General features: G+C 36.4%; 11 protein-coding genes. 8 read left to right on the top strand and 3 right to left on the bottom strand.

The window, feature by feature from the left end; translation table 11 throughout:
* Positions 1-199: 199 nt before the first annotated feature.
* The 4 genes from BLW28_RS09320 (at position 200) to BLW28_RS09305 (ending at position 4,776) form a co-directional block, all read left to right on the top strand.
* On the top strand, positions 200-1,216 hold the full coding sequence (locus BLW28_RS09320; protein ID WP_073217985.1) for an AAA family ATPase: 1,017 nt from the start codon (positions 200-202) through the stop codon (positions 1,214-1,216).
* A 217-nt stretch (positions 1,217-1,433) separates the two neighbouring features.
* A complete protein-coding gene (locus BLW28_RS09315; RefSeq protein WP_073217987.1) occupies positions 1,434-2,759 on the top strand; it encodes a DUF58 domain-containing protein in 1,326 nt (441 codons plus the stop codon).
* Between the two features lie 679 nt (positions 2,760-3,438).
* On the top strand, positions 3,439-3,696 hold the full coding sequence (locus BLW28_RS09310) for a hypothetical protein (RefSeq protein WP_177165885.1): 258 nt from the start codon (positions 3,439-3,441) through the stop codon (positions 3,694-3,696).
* 141 nt (positions 3,697-3,837) lie between these two features.
* Positions 3,838-4,776 carry a hydrogen peroxide-inducible genes activator gene (locus BLW28_RS09305; RefSeq protein WP_073217993.1) on the top strand — a complete coding sequence of 313 codons (939 nt, stop codon included), beginning with the start codon at positions 3,838-3,840 and terminating at the stop codon, positions 4,774-4,776.
* A gap of 283 nt (positions 4,777-5,059) precedes the next feature.
* Here the strand turns inward: BLW28_RS09305 and BLW28_RS09300 are convergent, their stop codons facing one another.
* Together BLW28_RS09300 and BLW28_RS09295 are read right to left on the bottom strand one after the other, a co-directional pair.
* Positions 5,060-5,884 (bottom strand): class I SAM-dependent methyltransferase, encoded by an 825-nt coding sequence (locus BLW28_RS09300; RefSeq protein WP_073217995.1) that lies wholly within the window; start codon positions 5,882-5,884, stop codon positions 5,060-5,062.
* Positions 5,885-6,226: 342 nt separating this feature from the next.
* A complete protein-coding gene (locus BLW28_RS09295; protein WP_073217997.1) occupies positions 6,227-7,072 on the bottom strand; it encodes a DUF2911 domain-containing protein in 846 nt (281 codons plus the stop codon).
* A 332-nt stretch (positions 7,073-7,404) separates the two neighbouring features.
* Here BLW28_RS09295 and BLW28_RS09290 point away from each other — a divergent pair, with 332 nt between their 5' ends.
* The 4 genes from BLW28_RS09290 to BLW28_RS09275 all read left to right on the top strand — a co-directional run bounded on the left by BLW28_RS09290 (position 7,405) and on the right by BLW28_RS09275 (position 10,590).
* A complete protein-coding gene (locus tag BLW28_RS09290) occupies positions 7,405-7,866 on the top strand; it encodes an SRPBCC family protein (protein WP_073217999.1) in 462 nt (153 codons plus the stop codon).
* 15 nt (positions 7,867-7,881) lie between these two features.
* Positions 7,882-8,577 carry an SDR family NAD(P)-dependent oxidoreductase gene (locus tag BLW28_RS09285; protein ID WP_073218002.1) on the top strand — a complete coding sequence of 232 codons (696 nt, stop codon included), beginning with the start codon at positions 7,882-7,884 and terminating at the stop codon, positions 8,575-8,577.
* Between the two features lie 2 nt (positions 8,578-8,579).
* Positions 8,580-9,884 (top strand): cryptochrome/photolyase family protein, encoded by a 1,305-nt coding sequence (locus BLW28_RS09280; protein WP_073218004.1) that lies wholly within the window; start codon positions 8,580-8,582, stop codon positions 9,882-9,884.
* A gap of 115 nt (positions 9,885-9,999) precedes the next feature.
* The gene (locus BLW28_RS09275; protein ID WP_073218006.1) at positions 10,000-10,590 is read left to right on the top strand and encodes a hypothetical protein; all 591 of its coding nucleotides are present in this window, start codon (positions 10,000-10,002) and stop codon (positions 10,588-10,590) included.
* A 6-nt stretch (positions 10,591-10,596) separates the two neighbouring features.
* Here BLW28_RS09275 and murA read toward each other — a convergent pair whose 3' ends face one another.
* A complete protein-coding gene (murA, locus tag BLW28_RS09270; RefSeq protein WP_073218009.1) occupies positions 10,597-11,910 on the bottom strand; it encodes a UDP-N-acetylglucosamine 1-carboxyvinyltransferase in 1,314 nt (437 codons plus the stop codon).
* Between the last annotated feature and the right edge of the window lie 10 nt (positions 11,911-11,920).

Raw genomic sequence — 11,920 nt, 5'->3', positions numbered from 1 at the left:
TCAGTTCCTAACGATCTATGAAAAAAGGGTCAGACTTTAAAAAGTCTAACCCCTGTTATTTTAAACTTACACACTTAGCGGGATAGTGTCTTTAATATCCTGAAACTTGTAACTTTCAACCTGAAACCTGAAACCTGTAACCTGTAACCTGCAACTTGTAACTTGTAACCTGAAACCCGCAACATTAACCCAACAACCGATGGAAAACCCAAATAATAATAATAATAATAATACCAATAAAGACGACTTACGCTTTAATACCCGTATTCCACTTGAAGAATTAAAACAAGCGGTGGATAGTATTAAGGCTCAACTTGCTAAAATAATTATTGGACAAGAAGATTTTATTGAATTGCTTATTGTGGGATTGCTGGCTAACGGGCACGTTTTAATTGAAGGCGTTCCTGGGGTTGCAAAGACTATTACGGCAAAGTTATTTGCAAAAACACTTAAAACAGATTTCAGTCGGATTCAATTTACACCCGATTTAATGCCAAGTGATGTATTAGGAACTTCTGTGCTAAATATGAAGTCATCTGAATTCGAATTTAAAAAAGGCCCTGTTTTTTCAAACGTAATCCTTATCGATGAAATTAACCGCGCCCCAGCCAAAACCCAAGCTGCGCTTTTTGAAGTAATGGAAGAGCGGCAGGTAACCATGGACGGTATTTGCCATAAAATGGGGTATCCTTTTTTTGTATTGGCCACACAAAACCCAGTGGAGCAAGAAGGCACCTATGCCCTGCCCGAAGCCCAATTGGATCGATTTCTGTTTAAAATTAAAGTTGGGTATCCAAACTTAGAAGAAGAAGTTCAAATTCTAAAAACACACCATACCCGAAAGCAAATTGTGCCCGAAAATGCCTTAGAGCCCATAATGAACCCTGAAGCTTTAAAAACTTTTCGAACTCAGGTACAAGACATTTTAATAGAAGATAAAATATTTGGCTATATCGCCCAATTGGTGGACAAAACCAGAAATCATCCACATTTATTTTTAGGGGGATCACCACGTGCATCGCTAGCAATTATGAACGCCTCCAAAGCATTTGCCGCCATTAACGGCAGGGATTTTGTTACCCCGGAAGATGTTAAGAAAACGTTGGTACCCGTTCTTGGCCATCGTATAATACTTTCACCAGAACGTGAAATGGAAGGAATGACCCCCGAAACTGTAATTGAAATCATTTCACAAGCCATTGAAATACCAAGATAACTTGATAATGATTTATGATTTATGATTGACGATTAGAGATTGGAGAATAACGAATATTGAATTTTGAATATCGAATAACCGAGTAACAGGCTGATGCTTGGAGATTAACAACTTTTGATTTTTTTAATAAGCTGTAACATGAAACCTGTAACCTATAACTTGCAACCTGTAACCCGCAACCTATAACCTGCAACCTATAACCCGAAACAAACAACTAATGTCCCTAAAATCCTTCTACCTAACCCCCCGGTTCTTCTACGCCATAGCCACGCTATCCGTACTGTTCCTATTATCATACTGGTGGCAATGGTTGTATGGAATTATTTGGATTTTAGTAATAGGATTTGGAATCTTTTTGCTTTTGGAAATAAGCATGCTCTATCGTAAAAAAGGCTTAAATGGTGAACGCATTGTACCTGAAAAATTCTCAAATAGCGATTTAAATTCCGTTTCCATAGTACTACAAAATCAATACGCATTTAAAATCCGGGTTGGAATTATAGACGAATTGCCTGTACAGTTTCAAAAAAGGGATTTTCTAAAAAATCTATCTATTTCAGAAAATGATAATAACACTTTTACTTATGAAGTGAGACCAGTAGCAAGAGGCGAATATATATTTGGTAATGTAAATTGTTACGTTTCTTCAGCAATCGGTTTGATTCAAAGACGGTATACCTTCAATAATGAACAAATGGTTAAGGTGTATCCTTCGTTTATTCAAATGAAAAAATACGATTTCCTATCCATTGACAATCGGTTGTCGCATAGTGGACTTCGGAAAATTCGGAAAATAGGTCATACGATGGAATTTGAGCAAATCAAGGAATATGTTATTGGCGATGACGTACGCACCGTAAACTGGAAAGCCACTGGAAAACATGCGCGCCTGATGGTCAATCAATATCAGGACGAAAAAATGCAACCTGTCTATTCAATAATAGACACGAGCAGGGGTATGAAAATGCCGTTCGATGGCTTAAGTCTTCTAGATTATGCAATAAACAGTTCCCTTGCTTTTTCAAATATTGCCTTGAAAAAGAACGACAAAGTAGGCCTCTTGGATTTTTCTAACAAACAAGGTAACTTCCTCCCTGCTCAGGCGAAAAAAACGTATTTAAACCTAATTCTAGAAACACTCTATAATATTGACACCAATTTTCTCGATGCCGATTACGGGATGTTGCAGGCTGTAGCAAAAAGAAGGATTCCACAACGGAGCTTGCTCATGCTTTATACCAATTTTGAACATATTTCTGCACTTCACAGACAACTACCCTATCTACAAGCGATTGCAAAAAAACATGTCTTGGTTGTAATATTTTTTGAAAACATAGAATTAAAAAGGTTGATTGACTCTGAAGCCAAAACCATTTCTGAAATTACAGACCAAACCATTGCCCAGCAGTTTGAGCTCGATAAAAAGCTAATGGTACGCGAACTACAACAACGGGGTATTCAAGCTGTACTAACCTCGCCACAAGACCTCACGGTGAATACAATCAACAAGTATTTGGAAATTAAAGCACGGGGACTGCTATAATTTATATGTTTCCATAACAATAGTGTCCGATTAAAATATTTCAAAATTCCGTTCACCCAAAGCTGACAGGCGCTAAAAAAATTTTTAGTAAGTGATAGCTATTAATACGAATCAAAGACCAAGTCTAAAACCTGACAGGTCTTTAAAACCTGACAGGTCTTTGAGACCTGTCAGGTTTGTCATGTACGATTGACGATTTACGATTGGAGATTGGAGATTGGAGATTTACGATTGGAGATTTGAGATTGGAGATTGGAAGAATAACGAATATTGAACTAATAATAAGTGGTGAATGATGATAAAATATATGGTAAAAACCTTCAGTTTATTTGTCCAGAATCAAACAATCGTGGTTCAAACTATCACCCCAGACGCAATCCCTTTTCATACTGAGCGCAGACGAAGTACCAAAAGACTAAGTCTAAAACCTGACAGGTCTTTGAGACCTGTCAGGTTTGTCATGTACGATTGACGATTGGAGATTGGAGATTGGAGATTGGAGATTGGAAATTGGAAATTGGAAGAATAGCGAATATTCAATTATTAATAAGTGGTGAATGATGATAAAATATATGGTAAAAACCTTCAGTTTATTTGTCGTGAATCAAACAATCGTGGTTCAAACTGTCACCCCAGACGCAATCCCTTTTCATACTGAGCGCAGACGAAGTACCAAATAATGCATCTAAAAACAACAGACAACAGACAACCGACAACCAACAACCAACAACCGACAACCAACAACAGACAACCAACAACAGACAACAGACAACCAACAACAGACAACCGACAACCAACAACCGACAACCAACAACAGACAACAGACAACAGACAACCGACAACCAACAACCGACAACCAACAACAGACAACCGACAACAGATAACACCCCAGACGCAATCCCTTGTCATACTGAGCGCAGCCGAAGTACCTTTTTAGGGGCCGGGGGTCACTCCTTTTTCGTTTTCAATTTCGATTTCGTTTTCGTTTTCGATTTCATTTTCACCCCTCTCTATGAAACAACTATTACGAATAGAGAATCCCAATACAAACCCTATCTTTGCATAAACAATACTTACAATGACAATCACTCAACTCAAATACGTATTAGCTGTAGCAGAACACCAAAACTTTACCAAAGCGGCTGAAAAAACCTTTGTTACCCAGCCAACATTGAGTATGCAGATACAGAAACTGGAGCAGGAATTGGACATTCTAATTTTTGACAGAGGTAAAAAACCCATTGAACTCACCGCTGTGGGTAAAAAAATAGTGGAGCAGGCTCGGAGTATTGTCAACGAGTCGGAACGGATGCAGGATGTTGTAGATCAAGAGAAGGGTTATATTGGCGGAGCGTTTAAACTAGGAATTATCCCTACGGTAATGCCAACGTTACTGCCTATGTTTCTAAAAACATTTTCAAACCGTTATCCGAAAGTACAACTTAGAATAGAGGAATTAAACACGGATGAAATAATCATGCAGATAAATGAGGGCTATCTAGACGCAGCTATTGCCGCAACGCCTTTAGAACAAGAAAAAATTGCAGAGCGCCCCCTCTATTACGAACCATTTGTGGGTTATATTCCAGAAAGTCATCGTTTATACTCCAAAAAGGAATTGGAATCGGAAGATCTGGATATACACGACATATTACTTTTGGAAGATGGGCATTGCTTTAGGGATGGCATTGTAAACATCTGCAAGGCTAGCAAAAACAGTACACAAGACAAGTTTCAATTGGAAAGCGGGAGTTTCGAGACCTTGGTAAAACTATCAGACGAAGGCATGGGGATGACACTCCTACCCTATTTACACACGCTGGATATAGCTTCAACGAAGATCAAGAACCTACGGTATTTCAAAAACCCTTCCCCTGCGAGAGAGGTAAGCCTAATTTATAGTAAAAGCGAACTCAAAATGCAAATCACCAATGCGCTCCACGACGTTATATCAGCTGTAATACGTGGGGCAATTGCTTTTCAAGATGTGAAGATTATAAGTCCGATGAAGAAATAAACTTATTTTATAAATTATTATTGTCCGACAGAGATGTACGAACTCTTTGCCAAATGACTGAAAACGTTTGACTAAAATTGAAATAGTCTGATAATCACATTGACTGCATATTACAAGTTTATAAAATATTTATTCCTTAATTAATATCTCGATAGCTAGATTGTGTTTTTTAAAAAAATACTTTAAAAGTGTATTATTGTTTTATCACAAACTTACTTGAGATACATCCCAACAAAGACTTTTATCTCATTAACCCCGGTGCTTTAGCCTATGGTACAAGCCATTAACTCGGCTTTTTTTGTAGTTTCAAGGTAAGATGCATGCAACTATGAATATCCTTCCAAGAATCGGCGTTCCAGTCCTTTTCGATCATCTTAGACACTTTTTTCCTTTTATAACTTTTACTGAGTGGCAAAAAGTTTAATGGAATTCCGTACTTACTTTTTCCTAACATCCCTCTCTTTTCAACAATATCAAAAGATGAGTCTATTTTTTTTAGCGTTTGTTTTGAAAATGGCCATTCCCAATCTTTATCACTTTGGAAGGGTCTATACAGAGACCTCATTATTTTTATAGGCAAGCTTGTTTGAAGAGGATCATAAGAGATGATAACGCCACCTGGAGCTAGTTTTTCATTTAATTTATTCACTAATAAGTCAAAGTCCTCAAAGTGATGGAGGACACCATAGGCATAGATTAAATCAAAGTCTTTTTCGGAAAATTCCGGAGACAGGAAATCTACAGCAATCGCCTTAGCATTCTTGCAATTTGCTTTTTCAATATTCTTCTGTAGCACATCAATTGCCGTATCACTTAGGTCTATACCTATATATTCTTTAGCGTTTTCAGCTAAATATAGAGATAATGCGTTTCCACGCAAGCAACCTAAATCAAGAACCTTTTTATCCTTTAAATCACCAAACCATATTTTGTGCTCATCGTACACCCTGTCTTTCAAATCGTAATTCTTTCTATAGTCACTAAGTAATCCGTTTCTTATAGTTGACCAGATTTTAGTTGGAAGGTTTTTCTTTTTCTTACTTGTAGAGTTATAAAATTCCTTCTGTCTCTTATTAGTCTCTAGAATTTTGGATACGTCTTGGCTCATTGCTGGTTACATTGATTTTTGTTAACGGATAAATATATATAAAATTAAAATGATTATAAATCTAAACCTCACATTTTTATTACATAAAAACAAATTAATTATCGAATTTGATTTTTGGTACATTTTAAAGCGATTTACAAGCCATTTGTAAAACAATCGATTTTTAGTTGATTTCCGAAGTCTAAACAAGTACAATTATTCGATATTCATTTCCAGTTTAAATAGATTGTCTCAATACTACCTTAAAATTCTTAATCAAAAAAAGCCTCCAATAACTTGGAAGCCTTTTCTTATACCCTCAACCTAAAGATTACAAAATATTTGAGGTACCATTATACAACATTACATTGCACCCCATTCTTTTAATGTTTTGGTATTTAGGGCAACATAGTCGTCATTTCCTGCTTCTTTAGATAACCTTAATGATTCTTTTGCTGCAGCAATTGCCCCTTTTTTATCACCTGCTTTGGCGTAAATTAAAGCTTTCTGACGTACTTGATAAAACGCTGGCTTCTTATTTAGTTCCATCGCTTTGTCCATCCATTCTTTTGCTTGTTTAATATCTTTATCTGCTTGAAAATAATATACGGCAGCAGCGTAATAGTCGGTAAAAGTAGGACCATTCATTACGCGTTCAATAGCAGAAGACATAATTTTATCGGTAATGAATTTAATTGGAACTCCAACATACGTTTTACCCCAAACGATACCCAAAATTGCAGAATCATTCTTTAAATCGTCAAAACTAATTGTAAAAGTTTCAACCTCCATGGTCATTGGTTGTGCTGGCACAGTAACCTTAGCAGCTACCTTAGAATCATCCCATTCTGAAGGCTCTCCCCAATTGTTCGAATCGGTATAAAAATACACTTCCCAATTGGAAGCTCCTGGCTTTGTGAAAATAGCATAGGTCCCCGCTTTTAGCGCTGTTCCGCCTATTTCAACTTCATCACTAAACGTAATTTTAGTATTCATATTTGCTCCAGTTCGCCAAATTTTGTCAAAAGGAACTAAATCTCCGTATAAAGCCCTGCCTCGCATAGACGGACGTGAATACTCTAGTGTAACATCTGTAAGTCCTACTTTTTGTTCCGTTTTTTGGAAAGGACTAGGCTGTGGGGTCTGGATTTGCGCCTGTAGACCAATTGTGAAAGTCATTGCCGCAAAAAGCATAAGTATCTTTTTCATTTTATAAGTATTTATGTGTTTTTAATTCGGATACGAAGTTAGTCTTTGAGAAATTCTAAATCGTTAATTAAATCTTAAAAAGTCCGTTAAACTACACTGTACAGCACTCATGTAAGACAAAAAGAAACAATTTTCAATATAAATCAAATTTATTCCGTTTAAACTTTTTGAGTTATCATAAAACAAACTATCTTTAAGCAAAGATAAATTTATGATAAGAATTTTACAACGATTGTTTCGTCCAACGGAACAAAAAAAAGCACCAAACATGTTAACAAATAGGCTTCTTCAAATGAATAGCAAGCTTTCCCTTAAAAAAAGAAAGTAATTGTATGAGCATACATACACTGCATACGAAGCAGCATTTACCTATTTCAATAAATGAGGCTTGGGATTTTTTTTCAAATCCGAGGAACCTAAAAGTAATTACACCTGATTATATGGGCTTCCATATTCAATCTGGTGCAGACCGTGCAATGTTTGCTGGGCAAATTATAGAATATATTGTAACACCACTATTTGGAATCAAAACCAAATGGGTTACCGAAATTACGCATTCAGTTTATCAAGAGTATTTTGTAGACGAGCAGCGCTTTGGCCCTTATTCGCTTTGGCATCATAAGCACTTTTTAAAAGAAATAGACGGCGGAGTTGAAATGGAAGATTTACTACACTACAAACTTCCGTTGGGCTTTCTTGGAGAACTAGCACACCCGCTGCTGGTAAAACCAAAACTCGATGAAATTTTTGAGTATCGAAAAAATAAACTAGTGGAACTTTTTGGTGCTATGTAATTTCAGGATTTTAACATGAAAAAAAACATACTTTTAATAGGTGGCTCATATGGTATTGGGGCATCTATTGCAGCTAAACTTATCGACAACCACAACGTAATAATAGCTTCTAGAAGTAATGAAAACATGCCTAAAGGGTTTGTTTATCACACTTTCGATGTTCTTAATGACGCTATTGAAGCACTTGACTTGCCCGATACAATTGACGGTTTGGTATATTGTCCCGGCAGCATTAATCTAAAACCTTTTAAAAGAACAAGTTCAGAAGTCTTTAAAGCAGATATGGAACTCAATTTTCACGCCTTAATTCGGATTGTGCAAGGGTTATTACCAAAATTACAAAATTCGAATCAGGCGAGTCTAGTTTTTTTCAGTACAGTTGCGGTTAAAGTAGGAATGCCTTTTCATACCAGTATCGCAGCTTCCAAAGGTGCTATCGAAGGTTTTGCAAAAGCGCTGGCAGCAGAATATGCGCCCAACTTTAGAGTAAATGTTATTGCACCTTCTTTAACAGATTCGCCATTGGCCGAAAAACTTTTGAATTCTGAAACCAAAAAAGAAAAAATGGCCCAAAGACATCCTTTAAAAAAAGTAGGAAGTACAGATGATATTGCTGCAATGGCAACATTTCTGCTCAGTGACGAATCTAAATGGATTACAGGTCAGGTTTTTGGAGTCGACGGTGGATTATCAACTTTAAATATTAACTAGTTTTGGAGAAAAAAGTAAATGTATTCTGGTTTCGAAGAGATTTGCGACTAGATGACAATGTAGGTTTTTATAAAGCCCTTCACGGAAAATTTCCAGTACTTCCCATTTTTATATTTGATTCTGAAATAGTAAATGAACTCCCAGAAGATGATGCACGTGTGACTTTCATTTTTGAAACGTTACAAAAAATGCGAAATGAGCTGCAAGACAACGGAAGCAGCATCGCAATATATCACGGAAAGCCAAAAGATGTTTTTCAAAATATTATTTTCGATTTCGATGTTCAAAATGTAATTACAAATCACGATTACGAGCCTTATGCCATAAAAAGGGATAAACAGATAGAAAAAATACTTTCCGAAAAATCTATCGGATTTTACACCTATAAAGATCAAGTTATTTTTGAAAAAGATGAAGTCGTTAAAAAGGATGGAGACCCGTATGTTGTGTATACTCCTTATATGAAAATTTGGAAAGAAAAATTTCGTGATGGGTATAAAGGAAAAATATTTTATACTAAAGAATTTTTAGGGAATTTATATCAAAATTCACGACTTCCAAACCTTTCGCTATCCGATTTTGGTTTTAAGAAATCAAAAATAAACATTCCAGACTACGACGTTACACCTACTACAATTCAAGAATACGAGGAGAAACGAAATTTTCCTGCACAAGATGCGACTTCACACCTTGGACCTCACCTTCGTTTTGGAACTGTGAGCATTCGTAAAATTATAAAGAAAGCGATATCAGAAAACAATGAAACTTTTTGGCAAGAACTTATTTGGAGGGAGTTTTTTATGCAAATATTATGGCATTTCCCTGAAACCGCAGAAAATGCTTTTAAGAAGAAATACGATCGGATTGAATGGCGCAATAATGAAACCGAATTTGAAAAGTGGAAACAAGGAAAAACCGGCTATCCCCTTGTCGATGCAGGGATGCGTCAATTAAACACTACGGGTTATATGCATAATCGCGTTAGGATGTTGGTGGCAAGCTTTTTATGCAAACATCTTTTAATAGATTGGCGTTGGGGTGAAGCCTATTTCGCAGAGAAACTTCTGGATTATGAAATGGCAAGCAATGTGGGCAACTGGCAATGGGCAGCAGGAAGTGGTGTTGATGCAGCACCGTACTTTAGAATATTTAATCCTACCACGCAAATTGAAAAGTTTGATAAACAACACGAGTACATAAAAAAATGGATTCCCGAATATGGCACCAAAAGCTATCCTGAAAAAATAGTCGACCATAAAGAAGCCCGCGAACGTTGCTTACGTGTTTATAAAGCTGCAGTAAGCTAAGTTCAAGTATTTCTGAAAGAAATGGTGTTAAAATAAATGCAAATAATGTGTTTTTTTATGCCATCATATACAATTTTGCTACTCTTGTAAATACAAATGCCCAGAAAATTATATCATGAAGAAGTTATTAATTCTTGTCTTGCCTTTTTTGTTTTTATTTTCCGTTCATCTTAGTGCTCAGGACTCAGTTCAAGTTCATAAAAACACGCTTAATAATCAGATGATTGAAGCATTCGAGAAGAGCAATAGTTATCAGGAATATAAGGTTATTAAAAAATCGCAACTGGCTAACTTAAAGCGTAGTGTTCTAGATTCTGTGGCAACTTTAGAAAAACAAATAGCTACTCAACAAAATGATTTAGAAGCCCAAAAATCTGAAATTGACTCCTTGAGCAAAAGTTTAAAAACCACACAAGAACAACTCGCCGAGTCAAAACAAAAAGAAGATGGTATTGAGCTTTTTGGTGTTCTTACTTCAAAATCAACCTATAATGCCATAATGTGGGGAGTAATTATTTTGTTGTTTTTTGTAGGTGGATTTCTATTCTACAGGTTTTTAAACAGTCATAAGGTCACTAAAGCAGCCCAACTAAAAATGGCTGAAATAGAGATAGAATTAGAGGATCATCGTCGTAAAAGCTTGGAGCGAGAGCAAAAGCTTAGAAGAAAGCTTCAAGACGAAATTAATAAGAACCGAAAGATATAAAGCGGTTTAAGAATCTGTCCTAGTTATTTTAGCACCTATAGCTTGTAATCGTTCTACAATGTTTTCATAGCCCCTATCAATTTGTTCAATATTGTGAATGGTACTATTCCCTTCAGCAGAAAGTGCCGCTATTAATAAAGAAATTCCTGCTCGAATATCTGGAGAAACCATCGTTGTAGCTCGCAAACTTGATTTAAAATTATGCCCAATTACTGTTGCTCTATGCGGATCGCAAAGAATAATCTTGGCGCCCATATCAATCAGTTTATCAACAAAAAACAATCGGCTTTCAAACATTTTTTGGTGAATAAGTACACTTCCTTTTGCTTGAGTACACATAACTAAAACAATACTAAGAAGGTCTGGCGTAAATCCTGGCCACGGTGCATCGGCAACAGTTAAAATAGAGCCATCTATATACCCTTGTATTTCGTATTCCTCTTGAGCGGGAATATGAATGTCGTCTCCAACTTTATTTAATGTAATTCCTAATTTCCTAAAGGTTTCAGGAATAATTCCTAAGTTTTCCCAACTTACATCTTTAATGGTTAATTCACTGCGGGTCATTGCCGCCAAACCAATCCAACTTCCTATTTCAATCATATCGGGCAGTACGCGATGGTTACATCCATTAAGCGATGTAACTCCCTCTATAACCAATAAATTAGAGCCAACACCACTAATGTTTGCTCCCATTGAATTCAACATTTTACATAGTTGTTGAATATACGGTTCGCACGCAGCGTTGTAAATAGTTGTCGTTCCTTTAGCCAAAACGGCAGCCATAATAATGTTTGCCGTTCCTGTAACAGAAGCTTGGTCAAGAAGCATATACGCGCCTTTTAGTCCTTCTGGGGCTTCAACACCGTAGAATCGCTCTTCTCTATTATATCTAAATTCGGCACCAAGATTTATAAAACCTTGAAAATGGGTATCTAATCTTCTGCGACCAATTTTGTCTCCTCCAGGTCTTGGGATATAACCTTTACCAAAACGCGCCAATAAGGGCCCTACAATCATGATAGAACCTCGAAGTGAACTTCCCTCTTCTTTAAATAAATCAGATTCGAGATAGCTCAGATTAATATCGTCAGCAATAAAAGAAAACGTTCCCTTTGCTTGTTTCTGAATTTTTACGCCTAAGTTTTCAAGAATTGTAATAAGTTTATTTACATCAACAATATCAGGAATATTCTCGATTATAACTTTCTCTGAAGTCAATAATACTGCGCACAGAATTTGCAGTGCTTCATTTTTGGCTCCTTGAGGTATAATTTCGCCTTTCAGGCTATGTCCTCCTTCAATTTGAAATGTTCCCATAAATATTAAA

This window comes from Aequorivita viscosa (assembly GCF_900106795.1).
Classification (GTDB): domain Bacteria; phylum Bacteroidota; class Bacteroidia; order Flavobacteriales; family Flavobacteriaceae; genus Aequorivita; species Aequorivita viscosa.
Note: the sequence above shows the minus strand (reverse complement) of the source record. Positions and strands in the feature narration are given on the sequence as shown.

Coding starts and splice junctions, on each gene's coding strand:
- BLW28_RS09320 (WP_073217985.1), top strand. CDS start 200: ATGGAAAACCCAAATAATAATAATAATAATAATACCAATAAAGACGAC.
- BLW28_RS09315 (WP_073217987.1), top strand. CDS start 1,434: ATGTCCCTAAAATCCTTCTACCTAACCCCCCGGTTCTTCTACGCCATA.
- BLW28_RS09310 (WP_177165885.1), top strand. CDS start 3,439: ATGCATCTAAAAACAACAGACAACAGACAACCGACAACCAACAACCAA.
- BLW28_RS09305 (WP_073217993.1), top strand. CDS start 3,838: ATGACAATCACTCAACTCAAATACGTATTAGCTGTAGCAGAACACCAA.
- BLW28_RS09300 (WP_073217995.1), bottom strand. CDS start 5,884: ATGAGCCAAGACGTATCCAAAATTCTAGAGACTAATAAGAGACAGAAG.
- BLW28_RS09295 (WP_073217997.1), bottom strand. CDS start 7,072: ATGAAAAAGATACTTATGCTTTTTGCGGCAATGACTTTCACAATTGGT.
- BLW28_RS09290 (WP_073217999.1), top strand. CDS start 7,405: ATGAGCATACATACACTGCATACGAAGCAGCATTTACCTATTTCAATA.
- BLW28_RS09285 (WP_073218002.1), top strand. CDS start 7,882: ATGAAAAAAAACATACTTTTAATAGGTGGCTCATATGGTATTGGGGCA.
- BLW28_RS09275 (WP_073218006.1), top strand. CDS start 10,000: ATGAAGAAGTTATTAATTCTTGTCTTGCCTTTTTTGTTTTTATTTTCC.
- murA (WP_073218009.1), bottom strand. CDS start 11,910: ATGGGAACATTTCAAATTGAAGGAGGACATAGCCTGAAAGGCGAAATT.